Source organism: Bacillus sp. FSL K6-1106 (assembly GCF_038005245.1).
GTDB classification, from domain to species: domain Bacteria; phylum Bacillota; class Bacilli; order Bacillales; family Bacillaceae; genus Bacillus; species Bacillus altitudinis.
On record NZ_JBBOSV010000001.1, the window covers coordinates 275415 to 296817 of the forward strand.

At 43.5% G+C, this 21403-nt stretch carries 21 protein-coding genes and 1 riboswitch; of the genes, 20 read left to right on the forward strand and 1 reads right to left on the reverse strand.

The genetic code is table 11. The features are described 5' to 3' along the window. Positions 1-72 precede the first annotated feature (72 nt). The 20 genes from lspA (at position 73) to MHI20_RS01545 (ending at position 19522) form a co-directional block, all read left to right on the forward strand. Positions 73-540, forward strand: coding sequence for a signal peptidase II (gene lspA, locus MHI20_RS01450; protein ID WP_008344942.1), 468 nt, complete (start codon positions 73-75; stop codon positions 538-540). Next, entirely contained in the window at positions 537-1451 is a 915-nt protein-coding gene (locus MHI20_RS01455) for an RluA family pseudouridine synthase (protein WP_007499719.1), read from the forward strand. Before lspA ends, MHI20_RS01455 begins: the two co-directional genes overlap by 4 nt. Before the next feature lie 170 nt (positions 1452-1621). After that, complete coding sequence (gene pyrR, locus MHI20_RS01460; RefSeq protein ID WP_007499718.1) at positions 1622-2164, forward strand: bifunctional pyr operon transcriptional regulator/uracil phosphoribosyltransferase PyrR; 543 nt, start codon at positions 1622-1624, stop codon at positions 2162-2164. Between the two features lie 155 nt (positions 2165-2319). After that, positions 2320-3648, forward strand: a complete 1329-nt coding sequence (locus tag MHI20_RS01465) for a uracil-xanthine permease family protein (protein WP_024720322.1) — start codon at positions 2320-2322, stop codon at positions 3646-3648. A gap of 130 nt (positions 3649-3778) precedes the next feature. After that, a complete protein-coding gene (locus tag MHI20_RS01470) occupies positions 3779-4702 on the forward strand; it encodes an aspartate carbamoyltransferase catalytic subunit (protein WP_024720323.1) in 924 nt (307 codons plus the stop codon). Next, entirely contained in the window at positions 4686-5972 is a 1287-nt protein-coding gene (locus MHI20_RS01475) for a dihydroorotase (RefSeq protein ID WP_035392124.1), read from the forward strand. The genes MHI20_RS01470 and MHI20_RS01475 overlap by 17 nt, the downstream gene beginning before the upstream one ends. After that, positions 5969-7063 (forward strand): carbamoyl phosphate synthase small subunit, encoded by a 1095-nt coding sequence (locus MHI20_RS01480; protein ID WP_340936380.1) that lies wholly within the window; start codon positions 5969-5971, stop codon positions 7061-7063. The genes MHI20_RS01475 and MHI20_RS01480 overlap by 4 nt, the downstream gene beginning before the upstream one ends. After that, on the forward strand, positions 7048-10263 hold the full coding sequence (gene carB / locus MHI20_RS01485; protein WP_039166760.1) for a carbamoyl-phosphate synthase (glutamine-hydrolyzing) large subunit: 3216 nt from the start codon (positions 7048-7050) through the stop codon (positions 10261-10263). The genes MHI20_RS01480 and carB overlap by 16 nt, the downstream gene beginning before the upstream one ends. After that, the gene (locus MHI20_RS01490; protein ID WP_163116150.1) at positions 10260-11036 is read left to right on the forward strand and encodes a dihydroorotate dehydrogenase electron transfer subunit; all 777 of its coding nucleotides are present in this window, start codon (positions 10260-10262) and stop codon (positions 11034-11036) included. Before carB ends, MHI20_RS01490 begins: the two co-directional genes overlap by 4 nt. After that, a complete protein-coding gene (locus tag MHI20_RS01495) occupies positions 11030-11962 on the forward strand; it encodes a dihydroorotate dehydrogenase (RefSeq protein ID WP_017359348.1) in 933 nt (310 codons plus the stop codon). Before MHI20_RS01490 ends, MHI20_RS01495 begins: the two co-directional genes overlap by 7 nt. After that, positions 11934-12638 carry an orotidine-5'-phosphate decarboxylase gene (gene pyrF / locus MHI20_RS01500; RefSeq protein ID WP_178896656.1) on the forward strand — a complete coding sequence of 235 codons (705 nt, stop codon included), beginning with the start codon at positions 11934-11936 and terminating at the stop codon, positions 12636-12638. Before MHI20_RS01495 ends, pyrF begins: the two co-directional genes overlap by 29 nt. A gap of 7 nt (positions 12639-12645) precedes the next feature. Next, positions 12646-13284: an orotate phosphoribosyltransferase gene (gene pyrE / locus MHI20_RS01505; protein ID WP_017359346.1), complete on the forward strand. Its 639-nt coding sequence runs from the start codon at positions 12646-12648 to the stop codon at positions 13282-13284. Positions 13285-13441: 157 nt separating this feature from the next. Continuing rightward, positions 13442-13544, forward strand: a riboswitch (SAM riboswitch). Between the two features lie 74 nt (positions 13545-13618). Then, entirely contained in the window at positions 13619-13765 is a 147-nt protein-coding gene (locus tag MHI20_RS01510) for a YezD family protein (RefSeq protein ID WP_008344920.1), read from the forward strand. A gap of 45 nt (positions 13766-13810) precedes the next feature. Then, a complete protein-coding gene (locus tag MHI20_RS01515) occupies positions 13811-14512 on the forward strand; it encodes a phosphoadenylyl-sulfate reductase (RefSeq protein ID WP_008344917.1) in 702 nt (233 codons plus the stop codon). A 13-nt stretch (positions 14513-14525) separates the two neighbouring features. Further along, a complete protein-coding gene (locus tag MHI20_RS01520; RefSeq protein ID WP_008344915.1) occupies positions 14526-15590 on the forward strand; it encodes an inorganic phosphate transporter in 1065 nt (354 codons plus the stop codon). 57 nt (positions 15591-15647) lie between these two features. Beyond that, positions 15648-16784 (forward strand): sulfate adenylyltransferase, encoded by a 1137-nt coding sequence (gene sat, locus MHI20_RS01525; protein WP_045034247.1) that lies wholly within the window; start codon positions 15648-15650, stop codon positions 16782-16784. Positions 16785-16798: 14 nt separating this feature from the next. Beyond that, complete coding sequence (gene cysC, locus MHI20_RS01530) at positions 16799-17392, forward strand: adenylyl-sulfate kinase (protein WP_008344911.1); 594 nt, start codon at positions 16799-16801, stop codon at positions 17390-17392. A 28-nt stretch (positions 17393-17420) separates the two neighbouring features. Beyond that, positions 17421-18176 (forward strand): uroporphyrinogen-III C-methyltransferase, encoded by a 756-nt coding sequence (cobA, locus tag MHI20_RS01535; RefSeq protein ID WP_035700704.1) that lies wholly within the window; start codon positions 17421-17423, stop codon positions 18174-18176. 76 nt (positions 18177-18252) lie between these two features. Continuing rightward, positions 18253-19038, forward strand: coding sequence for a sirohydrochlorin chelatase (locus MHI20_RS01540; RefSeq protein ID WP_282900935.1), 786 nt, complete (start codon positions 18253-18255; stop codon positions 19036-19038). Continuing rightward, on the forward strand, positions 19019-19522 hold the full coding sequence (locus tag MHI20_RS01545) for an NAD(P)-dependent oxidoreductase (protein ID WP_282900934.1): 504 nt from the start codon (positions 19019-19021) through the stop codon (positions 19520-19522). Before MHI20_RS01540 ends, MHI20_RS01545 begins: the two co-directional genes overlap by 20 nt. A gap of 31 nt (positions 19523-19553) precedes the next feature. Here MHI20_RS01545 and MHI20_RS01550 read toward each other — a convergent pair whose 3' ends face one another. Beyond that, complete coding sequence (locus MHI20_RS01550) at positions 19554-21263, reverse strand: Rqc2 family fibronectin-binding protein (protein ID WP_282900933.1); 1710 nt, start codon at positions 21261-21263, stop codon at positions 19554-19556. Positions 21264-21403 lie beyond the last annotated feature (140 nt).

Sequence of the window (21403 nt, forward strand, 5' to 3'; positions counted from 1 at the left end):
AAGTTTCTTTACTCCTTCCTGTTTTCTTGATAAAATGCTTAAAGACCAAAGTATGAAGATGGAGGAACGTGTGTGTTCTATTACATAATCGCATTCGTGATAATTTGTTTAGATCAATTAACAAAATGGCTCATTGTCAAACATATGATGCTCGGTGATTCTATTCCTGTGATTGATGGCTTCTTTTACATCACATCCCACCGAAATTCAGGAGCCGCATGGGGGATTCTCCAAGGACAAATGTGGTTTTTCTATGTGATCACACTCGTTGTTATTGCAGGAATTGTTTATTATTTGCAAAAACATGGACAAAAGGACAAGCTACTTGGCGTAGCGCTTGCCTTAATGCTTGGCGGAGCGATTGGAAACTTTATTGACCGTATTTTCCGTCAAGAAGTGGTTGATTTTGCTCATTTTGTATTTGGGGATTATCATTATCCAATCTTTAATATCGCAGATTCCTCTCTATGTGTGGGGGTCATTCTGCTCTTTATTCAAATGCTGTTAGATGGAAAGAAAAATAAGGAGTCAACTACATGAATCAAGTAAATATTGCCGTTTCAGAAGAACAAACGAGTGAACGGCTTGATAAATTTTTAAGCACAACTGAACCAGAATGGTCAAGAACCCAAGTCCAGCAGTGGGTGAAAGATGGGCTCATCGAAGTAAATGGAAAACAAGTGAAGGCCAATTATAAAGTACAAGCTGGAGATCAAATCAAAGTAGAGATTCCAGATCCAGAAGCACTAGATGTAGAAGCGGAATCAATGGATCTTGATATTTATTATGAGGATGAAGATGTACTAGTGGTTAATAAACCAAGAGGAATGGTCGTTCATCCAGCACCAGGACATGTGACAGGTACTCTTGTTAATGGCCTCATGGCTCATTGCAATGATTTGTCAGGCATTAATGGTGTGATGAGACCAGGAATTGTCCACCGGATTGATAAAGATACGTCAGGGCTTTTAATGGTCGCAAAAAATGATATGGCGCATGAATCACTCGTCAATCAGCTGGTGGCGAAAACGGTCACTAGAAAATACACAGCCGTTGTTCATGGCATCATTCAGCATGATACTGGAACGATTGATGCACCAATTGGTCGAGACAAAAAAGATCGCCAAAGCATGACGGTCACAAAAGAAAATGCAAAGCAGGCAGTCACTCATTTTGATGTGATGGAGCGCTTTAAAGACTTTACCGTTGTAGAATGCCGCCTTGAAACAGGAAGAACCCACCAAATTCGTGTTCATATGAAATACATTGGCTATCCGCTTGCCGGAGATCCAAAATATGGCCCGAGAAAAACCGTTGATTTCAATGGACAACTGCTGCATGCAGGCGTGTTAGGATTTGATCACCCTAGAACAGGAGAATATATGGAGTTTACAGCTCCAATTCCAGCTGATATGCGGGGCTTTATCGATTCATTAAGAAATAACGATTGACAGGCCGTTCTTTTTTTGAAATAATAAACGAAGAAATTGAGATTCTTTAAAACAGTCCAGAGAGGCTGAGAAGGATAACGGATCAATTTGTGCACGAGTATGCACAAATGAGCGCCCCTCTCTGCCCTTTGCAGAAGGGGCTTTTTATTTGTCAAAAAGAGGTGTAAAAGATGGAACAAAAAGCAGTCATTCTTGATGAACAAGCGATAAGACGAGCGCTTACCCGTATTGCACATGAAATGATTGAGCGTAACAAAGGGATGAAGGATGTCATCCTGGCCGGGATCAAGACAAGAGGTATTCATCTTGCAAAGCGCCTTGCAGAGCGCATCGAGCAAATTGAAGGAAACCCCGTGACTGTGGGTGAACTGGATATTACGCTATACCGTGATGACCTGACAAAAAAGACAGAGAATCAAGACCCGCTTGTCAAGGGTGCAGACATTCCAGCTGACATTAATGACAAAACACTCATTGTCGTGGATGATGTTCTGTTCACAGGCAGAACGGTGAGAGCAGCTATGGATGCGCTTGTGGATGTAGGAAGACCATCTTCCATTCAGTTGGCTGTTTTAGTCGACCGGGGACACAGGGAGCTGCCGATTCGGGCAGATTATATCGGAAAAAACATTCCGACATCAAAAGCAGAGACAGTCATGGTTCAGCTCAATGAAGTAGATCAAAACGACCTTGTCGCTATATATGAAAAATAACCTTTTTAAATGCATTCCAGAGAGTTTGCAAAGAGGGCAATAACAGAGACACCGAGCACACGACTAAAGTGACGTGTACGGTTTTTCTAGGCCTCTTTGCGCATACTCGCAAAGAGGCTTTTTTAATGAAAAAGGACACATCTAGGAGGAAAATCATGAGTCAGCAAAAAGCCAATTTAGGCATTCGAGATATCCCAAAACCGTTCACATGGCTGTCACTCAGCCTGCAGCACTTGTTTGCCATGTTTGGTGCAACCATTCTTGTACCAAAGATCATTGATATGAGCCCAGCCGTTGCGCTCATCTCAAGCGGGGTAGGAACCATTGTGTACTTAATCATCACAAGAGGGCAAATTCCGGCGTATCTTGGATCGTCCTTTGCCTTTATCGCCCCTATCTTGAATGTAAAAGCCACCGGCGGCCCTGGAGCCGCAATGGTAGGTGCCTTTATGGCGGGTGTGGCATATGCACTCATCGCATTATTTATCAAATGGCTCGGCACAGGTTGGCTAATGAAGCTTCTGCCTCCTGTCGTTGTAGGACCCGTCATTATGGTCATCGGACTCGGACTCGCTGGAACAGCTGTAAACATGGCGATGTACGTCGATCCAAATGCAAAGGAGCTTGTTTACAGCCTGAAGCATTTAATGGTTGCAGGCTTCACGCTCGCTGTCACCATTATTAGTATGATCTTCCTAAGAGGATTCCTTAGCTTGATTCCAGTCTTAATCGGCATTATCAGCGGCTATCTTTTTGCTTTAACACAAGGCATTGTGAACTTCCAGCCGGTCATTGACGCAAAGTGGTTTGCTGTACCAGACTTTGTTGTGCCATTTGTCGACTATACACCTGCTGTGACCTTAAGCATTCTCACAGTGATGGTGCCGGTTGCCTTTGTGACCATGTCTGAGCACATCGGCCATCAAGTCGTGTTAAGCAAAGTTGTTGGACAAGATTTTATTAAAAAGCCAGGTCTTCATCGCTCCATTTTAGGAGACAGTGCGGCGACAATCTTCGCTTCACTCATCGGCGGACCTCCAACAACGACTTATGGAGAGAACATTGGCGTCCTTGCGATCACAAGAGTGTTCAGTATCTTCGTCATCGGCGGAGCAGCGGTGTTTGCGATCTGCTTCGGCTTTGTTGGGAAAATTTCAGCATTAATCAGTACAGTACCGTCCGCGGTTATGGGGGGCGTTTCGTTCCTGCTCTTTGGAATCATAGCCTCAAGCGGACTGCGAATCCTGATTGATCATAAAGTGAACTTTGAAGAAAAGCGCAATCTCATTATCGCATCAGTCATCTTAGTCATTGGAATTGGCGGGGCATTCATTGAGGTGAAACAAATCAATCTGACGCTGTCAGGAATGGCACTCGCTGCCATTACTGGCGTCCTGTTAAACATGATTCTGCCGCATCAGAAGGCAGAAGATGATGAGTCAAATGAATCGAATACCGAAAACCTTTTAAAAGAAGTCCAGTGAGGCTGACAAGGGTTCTAAACGGAGCAGAACGTGCGAAAGCACCCCTGCTTCTTTTGGAGAACCCTAAGCTGCCGAGGCTTAGGGTTTTTTTGAACCTGAAAGTGATGAAAAACTAGAGGGGGCAGAAAAAATGAATGATTTATCGACAATGAGCAGCTTGTCAAAGGAAGAAATTTTACAGCTGATTGAAGAAGCATGTGCATTGAAAAAAGGGAAACAGGAACATGGTTTAGCAGGTGAATTTGTAGCGAACCTCTTCTTTGAACCAAGTACAAGAACGCGTTTTAGCTTTGAGGTGGCAGAGAAGAAACTTGGAATGAATGTGCTGAACCTAGACGCAGCAAGTACCTCTGTTCAAAAGGGAGAGACCCTTTACGATACAGTGAAAACACTTGAATCCATCGGAGTCAAGGCATGTGTCATCAGAGACAGTACCGACGAATATTACAAAGAGCTGATTGGGAAGGTCGGGATTCCAATCATTAATGCTGGAGATGGCTGCGGACAGCATCCTACACAATCATTGCTGGATTTGATGACGATCTTCGAAGAGTTTGGCGGCTTTGAAGGATTAACGATCTCGATTCATGGTGATATCAAACATAGCAGGGTGGCAAGGTCCAATGCTGAAGTCCTCGCAAGACTAGGAGCGACAGTGCTCTTTTCAGGACCAGCTTCCTTCCAAGATGAACAAAATCCTCAAGGAACGTATGTCGAAGTGGACGAAGCCATGAAGCGGTCTGACGTGGTGATGCTGCTGAGAATTCAGCATGAAAGACACTCAGAAAAGATGGGCAATGAGGGTTACTTATCTACTTATGGATTAACAGTAGACAGGGCAAGCAAAATGAAAGAAAGAGCGATTATTATGCATCCAGCACCAGTAAATAGAGGTGTTGAAATAGATGATTCATTAGTAGAGTCAAAACAGTCAAGGATTTTTAAACAAATGGAAAATGGTGTGTATATCCGAATGGCTGTGTTAAAAAGAGCTTTTCAAAATAGCAGACTACATCAAAAAGGGAGAGATTCTGTCTATGTCATATCTCATTAAAAACGGTTTTATCTTAACAAGCACAGGGGAAAGAGTGCAGCAGGATATTAGGGTAGAAGGAAAAGTGATTCAAGCAATGGGTCACTTAGAAAGAGAAGACGGAGAAGAAGTCATTGATGCAGCAGGGCTATTTGTATCACCAGGTTTGATTGATCTGCATGTGCATTTAAGAGAGCCAGGCGGCGAGAAAAAAGAAACCATTGAAACAGGTTCTAAGGCAGCGGCAAGAGGCGGGTATACGACCATTGCAGCAATGCCGAATACACGGCCAGTTCCAGATACAAAAGAACAAATGGAATGGCTGATGAATCGAATCAAAGAGACCTCATCTGTAAGAGTACTGCCATACGCTTCCATCACGACGAGACAAATTGGCGAAGAAATGACAGACTTTGCAGCGTTAAAAGAAGCGGGCGCTTTTGCCTTTACGGATGACGGTGTTGGTATTCAAACCGCAGGCATGATGTACGAAGCAATGAAAAAGGCAGCAAGCCTTGATCAAGCCATAGTGGCGCACTGTGAAGATAACTCACTCATTTATGGAGGATGCGTTCATGAAGGAGACTTTTCAAAAGCAAATGGGTTAAATGGGATACCGTCAATTTGTGAATCGGTGCATATTGCAAGAGATGTCCTCTTAGCAGAAGCAGCGAATTGTCATTATCATGTATGTCATATCAGTACAAAGGAATCCGTCCGAGTGGTACGCGATGCAAAAAAAGCAGGCATTCGTGTGACGGCTGAGGTCTCTCCACATCACCTTCTCTTATGTGATGCAGACATTCCAGGTCTTGACACAAACTATAAAATGAATCCGCCGCTCAGAGGAGCAGAAGATCGCGAGGCACTGATCGAGGGACTTTTAGATGGCACGATTGATTTTATTGCCACAGACCATGCACCGCATACAGAAGAAGAAAAGAACGAAACGATGCAGAGGGCACCATTTGGGATTGTCGGACTTGAAACAGCGTTCCCGCTTCTGTACACACGTTTTGTGAAAACAGGGGAATGGACATTAAAAGAACTTGTTGATTATATGACCATCAAACCAGCAGAAGCCTTTGCTCTTCCATACGGAAAGCTGGAAGAAGGTCAAATCGCTGATATCACACTGATTGATTTAAATAAAGAAATGGCAATTGACAAAAAAAGCTTCTTATCTAAAGGACAAAATACACCGTTTGACAAATTGACTGTATCAGGATGGCCGGTCATGACACTTGCATCTGGGAAAGTCGTTTATGAAGAGGGGAGACTAGTAAAATGAAGAGACGCTTAGTGCTAGAAAACGGAACAGTATTCGAAGGAACAGGCTTTGGCAGCTTAGAACCGTCAGTCGGAGAAGTCGTCTTTAACACAGTGATGACAGGCTATCAAGAGATTTTGTCTGACCCGTCGTACTGCGGACAAATTGTCACACTCACTTACCCGCTGATCGGCAACTACGGCATTAACCGTGATGATTTTGAATCGATCACACCGTTTGTGAAAGGGCTGATCGTGAAAGAGCTTTGTGAAAAGCCTTCAAACTGGCGCTCTTCATACTCACTTGATGAGTATTTAAAAATGAAAAATATCCCGGGCCTTAGCGGCATTGATACACGCAAGCTCACGCGCATGATTCGAAGTGCAGGTACATTAAGAGGAGCTTTTGCAGGACCGGATGAACAAGTAGAAGACGTTGTGAGCCGCCTTCAAACGATGCAGCTACCAACAGATCAAGTAAGCCAAGTATCTGTGAAAAATGCGTATCCAAGCCCAGGAAGAGGCAAAAGAATTGTGCTTGTCGATTTCGGCATGAAGCATGGCATTTTGCGCGAACTCAATAAGCGAGATTGTGATGTTATTGTGGTGCCACACAATATCACGGCAGATGAAGTATTACAGTTAAAACCAGACGGCATCATGCTTTCAAACGGACCTGGGGATCCAGTCGATGTACCAGAAGCGGTTGAAATGATTCAGCAGCTGATTGGAAAGGTACCACTCTTTGGTATCTGCCTAGGACACCAGTTATTCGCGCTTGCGTGCGGCGCAAGTACAGAAAAAATGAAATTTGGGCATAGAGGATCCAATCATCCAGTCAAAGAACTAGCAACTGGCAAGGTAACCTTGACGTCTCAAAACCATGGCTACACGGTTAGCGCCATTAATGAAGACGTGCTTGAAGTCACACATATTGCGCTAAATGACAATACCATTGAAGGATTAAAACATAAAGAAGCACCAGCATTCACTGTCCAGTATCACCCAGAAGCATCACCGGGTCCAGAAGATGCGAACTACTTATTTGACGAGTTCATGGACATGATTCATACAACTGAGAAAGAAGGGGAAGAAGTATGCCAAAACGCGTAGATATCAAAAAGATTTTAGTGATCGGTTCAGGTCCAATCATCATCGGTCAGGCAGCGGAGTTTGACTATGCAGGCACACAGGCTTGTTTAGCGCTAAAAGAAGAGGGCTATGAAGTCGTTCTTGTGAACTCTAACCCTGCGACGATCATGACGGATACAGAAATGGCCGATAAGGTATACATCGAACCACTGACACCAGAATTTTTAACACGAATCATTCGAAAAGAACGTCCTGATGCGATTTTGCCGACACTTGGCGGACAAACTGGATTGAACCTTGCTGTTGAATTATCAGATCTTGGTGTACTCGCTGAATGCGGTGTTGAAGTACTAGGCACCAAGCTGTCAGCTATTCAAAAAGCAGAGGACAGAGATTTATTCCGTAATCTAATGAATGAATTAAATGAACCTGTACCAGAAAGTGAAATCATCCATAACCTTGAAGAAGCGATGGCATTCACAGATCAAATCGGTTTCCCGGTCATTGTGAGACCAGCCTATACACTAGGCGGAACAGGCGGCGGAATTTGTACAAATGAGCAAGAATTAAAAGAAATCGTCGAGAATGGACTGAAGTTAAGTCCGGTGACACAATGTTTGCTTGAAAAAAGTATCGCAGGCTTTAAAGAAATTGAATATGAGGTCATGCGTGACAGCGGAGATCATGCCATTGTGGTTTGTAACATGGAAAACTTTGATCCTGTCGGCATCCACACAGGTGACAGTATCGTTGTGGCACCAAGTCAAACGCTAAGTGATCGTGAATATCAGCTGCTTCGTAATGTGTCACTCAAGCTGATCCGTGCACTTGGCATTGAAGGCGGATGTAACGTACAGCTGGCGATTGATCCAGACAGCTTCCAATACTATATTATCGAAGTAAACCCCCGCGTGAGCCGTTCTTCTGCTCTTGCGTCTAAAGCAACTGGATATCCAATTGCAAAACTTGCAGCGAAAATCGCAGTCGGCCTAACACTTGATGAAATGATGAACCCAGTCACAGGCAAAACATATGCAGCGTTCGAGCCAGCACTTGACTATATTGTTTCAAAAATCCCGCGCTGGCCGTTCGATAAATTTGAATCTGCCAACAGACGACTTGGAACACAAATGAAAGCAACGGGTGAAGTCATGGCGATTGGCCGCACATTAGAAGAGTCTCTTTTAAAGGCTGTTCGTTCACTTGAAGCGGATGTGCATCACATTGAATTAAAAGACGAAGCGGACATTACGAACGAAGTGCTTGAAAAGCGGATTATCAAAGCAGGAGATGAGCGTCTGTTTTATATCGCTGAGGCGCTAAGAAGAGGCTATACTGTCGAACAGATTCATGAATTCTCGAAAATTGATTATTTCTTCCTTCATAAACTGGAAGGCATCATCGCTTTTGAAAAGACACTAAAAGAAAACAAAGGCAATGTAGACGTTTTAAAAGAAGCGAAAGAAAAAGGTTTCTCAGATATTTATATTAGTCGCGAATGGAATATGAATGAGGCAGATGTCTATAACCTAAGAACAGAAGCAGGCATCGTTCCTGTGTATAAGATGGTGGACACATGTGCGGCAGAATTTGAATCAGAAACACCGTATTTCTACAGCACATATGAAGATGAAAATGAATCCGAACGAACAGATAAGAAAAGTGTCATCGTGCTAGGCTCAGGTCCAATCAGAATCGGACAAGGGGTTGAATTCGATTATGCGACCGTTCATTCAGTGTGGGCAATCAAACAAGCAGGCTATGAAGCCATTATTATTAACAACAACCCTGAAACCGTCTCAACAGACTTTAGTATTTCAGATAAGCTCTACTTTGAACCACTCACTGTAGAAGATGTGATGCACATCATCGACCTTGAACAACCAGAAGGTGTCGTTGTTCAGTTTGGCGGACAAACAGCGATTAACTTAGCAGATGAATTATCAAATAGAGGGGTTAAGATTCTTGGAACTTCGCTTGAAGACCTTGACCGTGCGGAAAACCGTGACAAGTTTGAACAAACATTAGAAACACTCGGCGTGCCGCAGCCAAATGGTAAGACAGCAACGTCTGTGCCAGAGGCAGTAGCGATTGCGAATCAAATCGGTTACCCCGTGCTTGTCCGTCCTTCCTATGTATTAGGCGGCCGTGCAATGGAAATTGTGTATCAAGAAGCTGAGCTACTTCACTACATGGAGAATGCGGTGAAAGTCAATCCGCAGCATCCAGTGCTCATTGACAAGTATTTGACAGGAAAAGAAATTGAAGTAGATGCTGTGTCTGACGGAGAAACGGTTGTCATACCAGGCATTATGGAACACATTGAAAGAGCCGGCGTTCACTCTGGAGACTCCATTGCGGTCTACCCGCCGCAAACTTTGTCTGAGGACATCAAAGCGAAAATCGCAGAATACACGATTAAACTCGCAAAAGGCCTTAACATCATTGGGCTTTTGAACATTCAATTTGTTCTATCAAAAGGTGAAGTGTATGTACTTGAAGTGAATCCGCGTTCAAGCCGGACTGTCCCATTCTTAAGTAAAATTACAGGCATTCCAATGGCGAACTTAGCTACAAAGGTTATTTTAGGAGAAAAACTGAAAAACTATGGCTACCAAGAAGGGCTTCATGTTGAGCAAGAAGGCGTATATGTTAAAGTTCCAGTCTTCTCTTTTGCAAAACTAAGAAGAGTAGATATTACACTAGGGCCTGAAATGAAATCAACAGGTGAAGTCATGGGGAAAGATGTCACAATCGAAAAAGCCCTCTACAAAGGATTGATTGCATCAGGCATTCAAATTCCAAAAGACGGAACGGTTCTCCTGACAGTGGCTGATAAAGATAAAGAAGAAGGACTTGAGATTGCAAGAAGATTCCATTCCATCGGCTATCATATTTTAGCAACAGAAGGAACAGCGAATTACTTAAAACAAGCTTCCATTCCATCAAGTGTTGTCGGCAAAATAGGAGAAGAAGGAAAGAATCTGCTGGATGTCATTCGAAATGGTGAAGCCCAATTTGTCATCAACACCTTAACAAAAGGAAAACAGCCAGCAAGAGACGGCTTTAGAATTAGACGTGAATCTGTTGAAAATGGTGTCGCTTGCTTAACGTCACTAGATACAGCGGAAGCGATTTTAAGAGTGCTAGAGAGCATGACATTTAGAGCAGATGAAATGCCAGAAGTGAAAACGAATGCTGAGGTGACAGTAACGATATGAAAAAAGCATACTTGACGGTCGTCTCAAACCGAGAGATCGCTGATCATATTTACGAAATGACATTAAAGGGTGATCTTGTTGAATCCTTTCAAACAGCTGGACAGTTTCTTCATATAAAGGTCAGTGAATCCATGACACCGCTGCTGAGAAGACCGATCAGTATTGCCAACATTCATGCCGAAAAGCAAGAAGCAACCATCATTTACCGCGCAGAGGGAGAGGGCACAAAGCTCCTTTCCCAAAAGCGGGCGGGAGAATCAGTCGATGTGTTAGGACCGCTTGGAAACGGCTATGACCCTTCAGTCGTTCAGGCCGGACAGACCGCATTATTAGTCGGTGGAGGAATCGGTGTGCCTCCGCTATATGAACTGTCTAAGCGGTTAACGAAAAAAGGCGTCATCGTAAAGCATGTTCTCGGTTTTCAATCGAAAAAGGATGTATTTTATGAGGAGAAGTTTCAAGCACTCGGAGATACGTTTATCGCAACCGTAGATGGGACATATGGTTTGAAAGGTTTCGTGACAAATGTCATTGAAGAGAATGAGCTGGACTTTGATGTCTTGCTTTCCTGTGGACCGACACCTATGTTAAAAGCATTAAAAGACTCTTATCCCGATAAGCCTGTCTATATTTCAATGGAAGAACGAATGGGCTGCGGAATCGGTGCATGCTTTGCTTGTGTCTGTCATACCGATCAGCACGAGAAACCGTACGTTAAAGTTTGTCTGGATGGACCTGTTTTTAAAGCGGAGGAGGTGGCGCTATCATGCTAAACATCGAATTACCCGGCTTATCTTTAAAAAATCCAATCATTCCTGCATCAGGCTGTTTTGGATTTGGAAAAGAATTCGCATCATTATATGACCTTTCCTTGCTGGGCGGCATCATGATTAAAGCCACGACCCTTGAACCGAGATTTGGCAACCCGACACCGAGGGTAGCTGAGACAGGAGCCGGTATGCTGAATGCGATTGGTCTCCAAAATCCAGGTCTAAAAGGCGTGCTTGAACATGAATTACCTTGGCTTGAGCAGTTCGATACCCCTATTATTGCCAATGTTGCTGGATCACAAGTTGATGATTATGTTGAAGTAGCAAAGCAAATTAGTCAAGCAAGCAATGTTCACGCCCTTGAACTGAATATCTCGTGTCCGAATGTGAAAACAGGCGGAATTGCCTTTGGGACCGATCCAGAAATGGCGGCTACATTGACAAAAGCTGTTAAGGAAGTTTCCTCCGTTCCTGTTTATGTGAAACTGTCACCTAATGTAGCCAATATCGTTGAGATTGCTAAAGCGATTGAATCGGCTGGAGCGGATGGACTCACCATGATCAATACCTTGATTGGGATGCGTTTAGATTTAAAAACAGGCAAACCCATTCTTGCTAATAAAACAGGCGGATTATCAGGTCCTGCTGTAAAACCTGTTGCCATCCGAATGGTGCATGAGGTCAGTCAGGCCGTTTCTATTCCGATTATTGGGATGGGCGGGGTGCAAAGCGCTGAAGATGTACTTGAATTTTTACTAGCTGGCGCAAGTGCGGTAGCTGTTGGGACAGCCAATTTTGTGAACCCATTTATTTGCCCGGAAATCATTGATGAACTACCGAATGTGTTAGCGGCTTATGGGTATTCATCTGTAGAGGAATGCATCGGAAGGAGCTGGAAACATGAAGCACTTGCCCATCATCGCGCTTGATTTTCCATCAGGACAGGAGGCGCACGCCTTTATAGATCGTTTTGAAGGCACTCCATTATTCGTAAAGGTCGGCATGGAGCTGTTTTACCAAGAAGGTCCTGCCATTATTGACACACTGAAAGAAAAAAATTGCCGTATTTTCCTTGATCTAAAGCTTCATGACATTCCAACAACTGTGCAAAAAGCGATGAGCAGGCTTGCTGCACTTGGTGTTGATTTGGTGAATGTGCATGCAGCCGGCGGGAAAAGAATGATGCAGGCGGCCGTAGAGGGGCTTGAAAGCGGAACCCCTGCCGGGCAAAATCGCCCAGGCATTATTGCAGTGACCCAGCTGACAAGCACGTCAGAAGATATGATGAAAAAGGAATTACTAATTAACCGCCCATTGCAAGAGGCTGTGCTTCATTATGGACAATTGGCATATGAAAGTGGACTTGATGGTGTGGTGTGCTCTGTTCATGAATCAAAACAGCTTCATGAACAAATCTCTCCTTCCTTTCTCACTGTGACACCAGGAATTCGCTTACCAAATGATCAAACGGATGACCAAAAGCGTGTGGCGACACCTACCTTTGCCAAAGAGCAGGGTGTTTCACAGATTGTTGTGGGAAGATCGATCACAAAAGCCACAAACCCAGTGGAAGCTTATCAACAAATTTTGAAAGAGTGGGAGTGACTGCCGGATGAAAACGAAAATCGCGAAGCATTTATTACAAATCAAAGCTGTCTCTTTAAAACCAGACGAACCATTTACATGGGCGAGCGGTATCAAATCACCGATTTACTGTGACAATCGCCTCACCTTGTCTTATCCTGAGGTCAGAGGGGACATTGCGGAAGGTTTAAAAGACTTGATTCTCACTCATTTTGAAGGAGCGGAAGTTGTCGCAGGTACAGCTACAGCTGGCATTCCTCATGCGGCATTAGCAGCTGATCGTCTGAATGTACCGATGTGTTATGTAAGAAGTAAACCAAAAGCACACGGAAAAGGAAATCAAATTGAAGGAGCCGTATCACCTGGACAAAAGGTGGTTGTCGTAGAAGACCTTATCTCAACGGGAGGCAGCGTTCTTGAAGTTGTGGCTGCGCTAGAAGAAGAAGGCTGTGACGTACTCGGAGTTGTTGCAATCTTCACTTATGGACTGCCAAAAGCAGCTGCGGCTTTTCAAGAGAAAAACATTCCCTATGTCACGCTGACAGACTATGACACACTGACAGAAGTGGCACTTGAGCTAAAAGCAATTGAGCCTTCTGCTATGAATAAACTAAAACGCTGGAGACAGGATCCTTCGTCTGAATCTTGGATGGAAGAAACGGTCTAAAAAGCTTGTCTGTTTTAAAAAAACTGTGCTGCACTGCACAGTTTTTTATTTGGTTAAAAATAGTAAAATAGACTCAAATTTAAATAAAAACTAATCCTATCAATAAAGTCGGGTTGACTTTTGTTTGAATTGTGTTAATATTTAATACAAATTAAAACTCTTATCCAGAGAGGTGGAGGGACTGGCCCGATGAAGCCCGGCAACCTGCGATTTGCAAGGTGCTACTTCCTGCAAAATGATTCTATTTTGAAAGATAAGGAAATCGTGAGCTTCCTCATCTTTCTTTCGGACTGAAAGAAAGTTTTTTTATTTTAACGGTGAGGAGGAAGAGGAGATGGAACTGAAACAAAACCAGGATGAGGACTTAGTGAAGCATATGCAAGAGCTGATTGGGGATATGAAATTCGGTTCAATTACGTTGATCGTTCAGGACGGTCAAGTGATTCAAGTGGAAAAAAATGAAAAAATCAGATTAAAGTAGTGCGGAGAATAGCAATAGAAGCAGTACTCCGGAAGGGGAGAAACAATGTTAACTTATGAAAATTGGCAAGAGCCGTCCATTACATTTCAAGAGGACGATTTGTATAAAGGGGCCCTATCTGTGCTGAAATGGGCGTACGGCCACTATGGTGATCAGCTCGTTTATGCATGCAGTTTTGGCATTGAAGGCATTGTCCTGATCGATCTTATTGCGAAAGTAAAAAAAGATGCAAGAATTGTCTTTTTAGATACAGGTCTGCATTTCAAGGAAACATACGACACCATTGATGCAGTTAAGGAAAGATATCCTGGGTTAGACATCGTGCTGAAAACACCTGAGCTGACGGTGGAAGAGCAGAATGAGCAGCATGGTGATAAATTATGGGAAACGAATCCTCAAAGCTGCTGTCATATGAGAAAGGTCATTCCATTGCAAGAGGCACTATCTGGCTATCCGGCATGGCTGTCTGGTTTAAGAAGAGAGCAGTCGCCTAAACGAGCAGGTACGAACTTCTTAAATAAGGATGAAAAATTCCAATCAGTCAAAGTATGTCCGCTCATCCACTGGACGTGGAAGGACATATGGAGATATGCGTCTAGAGAGGATCTTACTTATAATCCGCTGCATGACCAAGGGTATCCAAGCATCGGGTGTGCACCTTGTACACAGCCGGCATTTACTGCTGATGATTTGCGTTCTGGAAGATGGTCAGGGACAGCAAAGACTGAGTGCGGATTACATGAGTAAGGGAGCATAATGTATGGAAATCGCCGCAATTTTATTTAGCTTATTCTTTGCTTTAAATATTGGCGCAAGCGGAGCAGCCGCTTCGATGGGCATCGCATATGGTTCAGGTGCGATCAAAAAGCCAATATACGCGCTCAGCGTTTGTGCAGTTGGAATATTAGCAGGTTCAGTGATTGGCGGCGGTGAGGTCGTCAAAACGATCAGCTCCGGGATTATGCCTGAATCTGTCATCACACTTGAAATTGTGTGTATCATCATTGGCTCGGCCGCATTATCACTTTTCATAGCGAATCTCTTGGCCATTCCTTTATCCACAAGTGAGGTCACAGTAGGAGCTGTGGTCGGTGTGGCAGCCGCATATAAAGTGCTGTATGTGAAATCGATCTTAGTCATTGTCTCTTTTTGGGTGATTATTCCGATTGTTGCCTTTGTTTTTACCTTTGCTGTTGTCAAAATCATCAGATTGTTCCCTAAACGGACGTTATCCAAAAAAGGTACATTGATCTTATCTGTTGTTTTGATTATTAGTGGGTTTTTAGAAGCATTTTCAGCCGGCATGAACAATGTCGCCAATGCGGTCGGCCCGCTTGTCGCATCAGGTGTTTTATCAGTCGGGCAAGGAACCCTTTACGGCGGAATCTTTGTGGCCATTGGGGCACTGCTTCTAGGAAGAAGGGTACTAGAAACAAACGGAAAGAAAATTACACGCTATCAAACGGGTGAAGGCATTCTATTATCGAGCACCGGTGCAGGACTTGTCATCGTCAGCTCTATATTCGGACTCCCTGTTCCCCTTACTCAAATTACCTCCTCGTCCATTATTGGGCTTGGTATGGCAAAGGGTGGACCGAACATTTTTCATAAACATGTTGTGAAAAAAATGCTGAAGGTATGGGTTGTGTCACCTTTCTTATCACTTAGTCTATCTTATTTGTTGGTAAGCCTTTTCTTAAAAGGAGACTATTACTCTATCTTTATCATGATGAGTGTACTGCTTGCTTCACTAGGTGCACTGAGTCTTATGAAGGCAGTTAAAAATGAGAGCAGCTCGATTCATGAACAGGGCGGCGGGATTTAAATATAAATCCGACTATTAACATCTAATAAATATGAACATTGAGAGGAAGATGAACAAATGAGTTTAACACCACATGGTGGCGTATTAATTAATCGAGTAAATGAAGAATTTGATCTAAGCACAGCTGCGAAAGAAATTGAGCTGGATGCCATCTCTTTTGCAGACCTTGAACTCATCGCAATTGGCGGGTATAGTCCGATTGAAGGGTTTTTAACGAAAGCTGATTATGAAGCAGTTGTCAGCAGTATGCGACTAGCAAGTGGTGTCGTTTGGTCTCTTCCGATTACTTTGCCTGTCACAAAGGAAAAAGCAGCGGAGATCAATCAAGGTGACATTGTTCGTCTATCGTATAATGGAACAGTATACGGGGTCATTGAGGTGGAAGATCAATACACACCTGATAAGGAAAAAGAAGCAGTGAATGTGTATAAAACAGATGACCGCAATCACCCAGGCGTGAAAAAATTATTTGAACGCGGTGATACGTATATTGGTGGTAAAATTACACTGACGAAACGCAGTGAAAAACCTTTCCCGCAATTTACGTATGAGCCAGAAGAAACAAGAAAACAGTTTAAAGAAAACGGCTGGAAAACCATCGTCGGTTTCCAAACGAGAAACCCAGTCCATCGTGCGCATGAATACATTCAAAAGACAGCACTGGAAACAGTGGATGGTCTATTTCTAAATCCACTTGTTGGTGAAACAAAATCTGATGATATTCCAGCAGATGTAAGAATGAAAAGCTATCAAGTGTTACTGAACGGTTATTACCCGAAAGACCGCGTCTTTTTAGGTGTTTTTCCTGCTGCCATGCGTTATGCTGGACCAAAAGAAGCCATTTTTCATGCGCTTGTGCGTAAAAATTATGGCTGTACACATTTTATTGTCGGCAGAGATCATGCGGGTGTTGGTGATTATTACGGCACATACGAAGCGCAGGAGCTATTTGAACAATTTACAAGCGAAGAAATTGGGATCACACCATTAAAATTTGAGCACAGCTTTTACTGTAATACATGTGAAGCCATGGCAACACCAAAAACATGCCCACATGATAAAAGCGAACATGTCATTCTCTCAGGTACAAAGGTCAGAACGATGCTGAGAAATGGTGAATTACCACCGAGCACGTTCAGCCGAAAAGAAGTCATTGAAACATTAATCGAAGGATTAAAAACGACGGTATCTTAAAGGAGGATAATGACATGAGCAACGAACATATCGTGTGGCATGATTCATCTATTACTAAAAAAGAATATCAACAGAAAAACAACCATACAAGCGGGATCATTTGGCTGACAGGTCTAAGCGGTTCAGGTAAATCGACGATCGCCAACGCAGCGGCTCGAGAGCTGTTTGAACAGGGGTACCAAGTGACAGTTCTTGATGGCGATAACGTACGCCATGGACTCAATAAAGACTTAGGCTTTTCAGATGACGACAGAAAAGAGAACATTCGGCGCATCGGTGAAGTGGCGAAATTATTTGTTGAGCAAGGAACGATTGTTATTACTGCTTTTATTTCACCATTTCAAGAAGACCGCCAAATCGTAAGACAGTTAGTCGAAGACGGAGAATTTCATGAAGTGTTTGTGAAATGTGATCTGAACGTGTGTGAAGAGCGTGATCCAAAGGGATTATATAAAAAAGCAAGAAACGGCGAAATTCCATTTTTCACGGGAATCGATTCACCATACGAAGAGCCAGCTGCGCCTGAGCTCGTCCTAGATACAGGTGAATTATCACGCGAGGAGTCAAAACAGCGCCTTGTTGATTATGTAAAGGATAAAACGAAATAATCGCCTGATGGCAGGGGGAGAAAGCAAGATGGGGAAAGTATACATTGTTGGTGCCGGACCGGGTGACCCAGACTTAATTACGCTAAAGGCCCATAAGGCAATACAGCAGGCAGATGTCATTTTATATGATCGTCTTGTCAATCAAGAGATTCTTGCCCATGCCAAACCGGAGGCGGAGTTGATCTATTGCGGCAAACTGCCGAATCATCATACGATGAGACAGGAAGCGATTAACGAAGCACTTGTTGCTCATGCGAAGGAAGGGAACATAGTCGTTCGTCTAAAAGGCGGTGATCCCTTTGTATTTGGCCGTGGCGGTGAAGAAATCGAATGCTTAGCTGAGCATGGTATTCCGTATGAAGTTGTCCCGGGGATTACTTCTGGCATTGCAGCGGCTGCTTATGCAGGCATTCCAGTCACGCACCGAGAATTCAGCTCAAATGTTGCGTTTGTGACAGGGCATTATCAAAAGGATGAACATTTTGAAGAAAAGTGGGAAGCGCTGGCGACGGGGATTGATACCCTTGTCATTTACATGGGCGTCAAAAACGTGGAAAGAGTCCAGCGGCTGCTTTTGAAAAATGGGCGGAATCCTGAAACCCCAGCTGCGTTTATTCACTGGGGAACGACCACAAGGCAAAAGACGACTTGCTGCACGGTGGCGACACTATCTGAAACGGTTGAAAAAGAAGGGATCGAGCACCCAAGTTTAATCGTGGTAGGAGATGTCGTTCACTTTCATCAAAAGTTGAACTGGTTTGAACCAGCACTAATTGAGAAATGAGAACAAAGGTGAAAAGACACGTGTAGACATCGTGTCTTTTCGTCTGAATAAAACTAAGGTCGCAAGGAGGAGTCAAATGAAACAAGCTGTCCTTTATGTTGGGCATGGAAGCAGGGTAAAAGAAGCACAGGATAAAGCCATTTCTTTTATGAAAAGCTGTATGCCGTTAGTCGAAGCAGATATCCAAGAAATTTGTTTTTTAGAGTTGACGGACCCTTCAATCGAAGAAGGGTTTGAGACTTGTGTACAAAAAGGAGCAACCCACATTGCGATCGTCCCGCTCCTCCTTTTAACTGCCATGCATGCCAAATCAGATATTCCAGATGAGATTGTGAAAGTACAAAAACGTTTCCCACAAGTGAAGGTGACATATGGAAGACCTATAGGCGTGAACCAAGAAGTCACGAAAGCGGTTATCGCAAGGATTGAAGAAGCTGGATACAAGGGAGAGCGTGCAAAAATTCTCTTAATTGGCCGTGGAAGCTCTGATCCAGATGTAAAGCGGGATGTGTTTGGCATTGCAGATGATGTCCGAAGCATGTTGCCTTGTGCAGAGGTTTTTCCGTGTTTTATTACAGCGTGTGAACCGAATTATCGTGATGTCTTAGCACAGTTAACAGTAGATGATGATACGCCTGTCTATCTCGTGCCTTATCTTTTATTTACCGGCATTTTAATGAAAGAGATTGAGAGTGAAGCAAATCAGGCGAGAGAGCGGCTGCGAGATATCCGTGTCTGCCGATATATTGGGTTTCATCCCCATGTAAAAGCAGCTTATATTGAACGTGTGCAGGAAACCATCTTAAACAAAGAGGATGCGTTTCGTTTTCAAGGAGAAAGCCATGCTTCCAGTTCATCTTGATCTAACCAATAAACACGTGTTAATTGCCGGCGGTGGAAGGGTTGCGGCTAGAAGGACGAGTGCGCTATGCATGGAGCCATGCAACATAACCATTGTGAGCCCTGACATTTGTGATGAAATGGCGAATCTCATTGAGACATATCAGCTGACTTGGAAGAAAAAGAAAGTGGATGCGGAAGATGTAAAGGATGCATTTTTAATTGTCGCTGCTACAGATGATCCTTCAGTAAACGAGTGGATGACGCAATCAGCGCTTCCGCATCAGCTCGTCAACTGTGTGAGCCAGTCAGAGCTAGGCAATGTGATTGTGCCAAAGGTTGTAAGGGCAGGAAAAGTGACAATCTCCATATCTACGAGTGGTGCAAGCCCAGCCCGCACTAAACAGCTGGCTGCGGCCATTGAGGCCTTGCTTGAACAAGAGGATGTAGATGCACTGGATGAGCTCTATATAGAAAGAAAAAAAAGACAAAGAAAAAGCCGATAAAATCTCATCTAAAGATTTAATCGGCTCTTTTTTATTTTCTCAGCTTTAGGACAACATCCTCATCAGGCGTCACAAATAATGTTTGCTGTTGATCATATGTGACAAAGCCCGGTTTTGCTCCGTTTGGTTTTTTCACATGCCGGATTTTCGTATAATCGACAGGGACGGAGCTTGATTCTTTTGCCTTCGAGAAGTAGGCAGCAATTTGTGCCGCTTCAAGCAAGGTTTGTTCATCAGGCGCTTTGTGACGAATGACAACATGTGATCCAGGAATATCCTTTGTGTGCAGCCAAATGTCATCACGAGCTGCCGCCTTTGTGGTCAAATATTCGTTTTGCTTGTTGTTTTTTCCAACGAGAATCGGAACACCTTGAGAAGATTCATATGCTTCAAGCTGAATGGCCGATGGTTTTTTCTTTTTGGCGTTGCGTTTTTGTTTGGGACGCAAATATTTTCCTTCCACCAGTTCTTCTCTTATTTCCTCTAAATCTTTTGGTGAGGCAGAGGACAGCTGCTGGATCAGCTCGTCAAAATAAACAATTTCTTCATGTGTTCGCTTGATTTGTTCATTTACGGCCTCTACTGCATTTTTTGCCTTTTGGTATTTTGTAAAATACGCTTGTGCATTTTCAGAAGGGGTTTTGTTTGTTTTGAGCGGGATCGTGATCTCTCCGCCTTCTTCATCATAATAATTGATGACAGTCGCTTCTTTATCCCCTTTTTTAATCGCATATATATTGGCAGTAAGCAATTCACCATAAAGCTGATACTTATGCGCATTTTGAGATTCTTCAAGTGTTCTTGTTAGTTTTTTCAGCTTGTTTTCATTTTTCTTTTTTTCATTGGCAACAAAACGTTCAAGGTCAGCCGCCTGCTGTTTGACTCTGTCTCTTTCAGCTTTTCCGAAATAAAAACGGTCAAGTAGCTCACGAAGAGAATCAAACGTCTTCATGTCACCATCGACGTGCTGAAGTTCTAATAAATAAAAATACTCTTTCCCGTCTTTTCTCGTGAGCTGAGGGGTAAAAGAATGCGCCTGAATGAGCTGAAACATCTCGAGCAATGTACTTGGAATCGTTTCCTGATTGGCAAGACCGGCCCTGTGGACAGCTTCCTTAGCAAACAGCGGAGAAACCCCAGAGAATGTATCGACAATTTGATTGGCGATTTTCCCTTCTTGAAAACGTAAATGCTTTAAAATATCTTCCTTCGTCACGTCAAAAGGATTCAGCTTTTGCTGTGCCGGCGGCAGAAGATATTGATGTCCTGGTAGCACCGTTCGATAGCTGTTCACAGATGGAGAAAGATGTTTCAGTCCGTCAATGATCTGCTCCGTTTCGTCCTCCACGAGAATTAAGTTGCTGTGCCGGCCCATAATTTCAATATATAGCTTACGGGTTTGTTCATCGCCAATTTCATTTCGGCTTCGCACGTGCAGCACGATCACCCGATCTAACCCAATTTGTTCAAAACGTTCAATGAACCCACCCTCAAGATGTTTTCTGAGGAGCATACAAAACATTGGCGGTTCGCTCGGATTATCATCATGGTGCTCAGTGAGCTGTACCCTTGCATAGCTCGGGTGAGCGGATAAAAGAAGCTTATGATTCTTCCCCTTTGACCGGATATGAAAAATCAGCTCATGCTTGTATGGCTGATGTATTTTCGAAATTCTTCCGCCAGTTAATGTTTCTTGCAATTCATTTGTCATACCGTATGTAAAAATGCCGTCAAATGACATGTTGGATACACCCTCTTCTTTCACACAAATCTACTGAAAGAACCTTACGTTTTCTCGTTCTTTAGGCAGTCTTATTATTATAGCATGATTTAGGACGAGTCTGAATAAACTGGCTTATAGAACACTGCATAAGAGAGAGA

What these genes read in the sequence shown, in the direction of transcription:
- cobA (WP_035700704.1), top strand. Translation starts at nt 17,421, where the DNA reads ATGGGGAAAGTATACATTGTTGGTGCCGGACCGGGTGACCCAGACTTA.
- cysC (WP_008344911.1), top strand. Translation starts at nt 16,799, where the DNA reads ATGAGCAACGAACATATCGTGTGGCATGATTCATCTATTACTAAAAAA.
- pyrE (WP_017359346.1), top strand. Translation starts at nt 12,646, where the DNA reads ATGAAAACGAAAATCGCGAAGCATTTATTACAAATCAAAGCTGTCTCT.
- MHI20_RS01475 (WP_035392124.1), top strand. Translation starts at nt 4,686, where the DNA reads ATGTCATATCTCATTAAAAACGGTTTTATCTTAACAAGCACAGGGGAA.
- MHI20_RS01510 (WP_008344920.1), top strand. Translation starts at nt 13,619, where the DNA reads ATGGAACTGAAACAAAACCAGGATGAGGACTTAGTGAAGCATATGCAA.
- pyrF (WP_178896656.1), top strand. Translation starts at nt 11,934, where the DNA reads ATGAAGCACTTGCCCATCATCGCGCTTGATTTTCCATCAGGACAGGAG.
- MHI20_RS01515 (WP_008344917.1), top strand. Translation starts at nt 13,811, where the DNA reads ATGTTAACTTATGAAAATTGGCAAGAGCCGTCCATTACATTTCAAGAG.
- MHI20_RS01490 (WP_163116150.1), top strand. Translation starts at nt 10,260, where the DNA reads ATGAAAAAAGCATACTTGACGGTCGTCTCAAACCGAGAGATCGCTGAT.
- MHI20_RS01495 (WP_017359348.1), top strand. Translation starts at nt 11,030, where the DNA reads ATGCTAAACATCGAATTACCCGGCTTATCTTTAAAAAATCCAATCATT.
- MHI20_RS01540 (WP_282900935.1), top strand. Translation starts at nt 18,253, where the DNA reads ATGAAACAAGCTGTCCTTTATGTTGGGCATGGAAGCAGGGTAAAAGAA.
- MHI20_RS01550 (WP_282900933.1), bottom strand. Translation starts at nt 21,263, where the DNA reads ATGTCATTTGACGGCATTTTTACATACGGTATGACAAATGAATTGCAA.
- pyrR (WP_007499718.1), top strand. Translation starts at nt 1,622, where the DNA reads ATGGAACAAAAAGCAGTCATTCTTGATGAACAAGCGATAAGACGAGCG.
- sat (WP_045034247.1), top strand. Translation starts at nt 15,648, where the DNA reads ATGAGTTTAACACCACATGGTGGCGTATTAATTAATCGAGTAAATGAA.
- MHI20_RS01470 (WP_024720323.1), top strand. Translation starts at nt 3,779, where the DNA reads ATGAATGATTTATCGACAATGAGCAGCTTGTCAAAGGAAGAAATTTTA.
- MHI20_RS01480 (WP_340936380.1), top strand. Translation starts at nt 5,969, where the DNA reads ATGAAGAGACGCTTAGTGCTAGAAAACGGAACAGTATTCGAAGGAACA.
- MHI20_RS01520 (WP_008344915.1), top strand. Translation starts at nt 14,526, where the DNA reads ATGGAAATCGCCGCAATTTTATTTAGCTTATTCTTTGCTTTAAATATT.
- MHI20_RS01465 (WP_024720322.1), top strand. Translation starts at nt 2,320, where the DNA reads ATGAGTCAGCAAAAAGCCAATTTAGGCATTCGAGATATCCCAAAACCG.
- MHI20_RS01545 (WP_282900934.1), top strand. Translation starts at nt 19,019, where the DNA reads ATGCTTCCAGTTCATCTTGATCTAACCAATAAACACGTGTTAATTGCC.
- MHI20_RS01455 (WP_007499719.1), top strand. Translation starts at nt 537, where the DNA reads ATGAATCAAGTAAATATTGCCGTTTCAGAAGAACAAACGAGTGAACGG.
- carB (WP_039166760.1), top strand. Translation starts at nt 7,048, where the DNA reads ATGCCAAAACGCGTAGATATCAAAAAGATTTTAGTGATCGGTTCAGGT.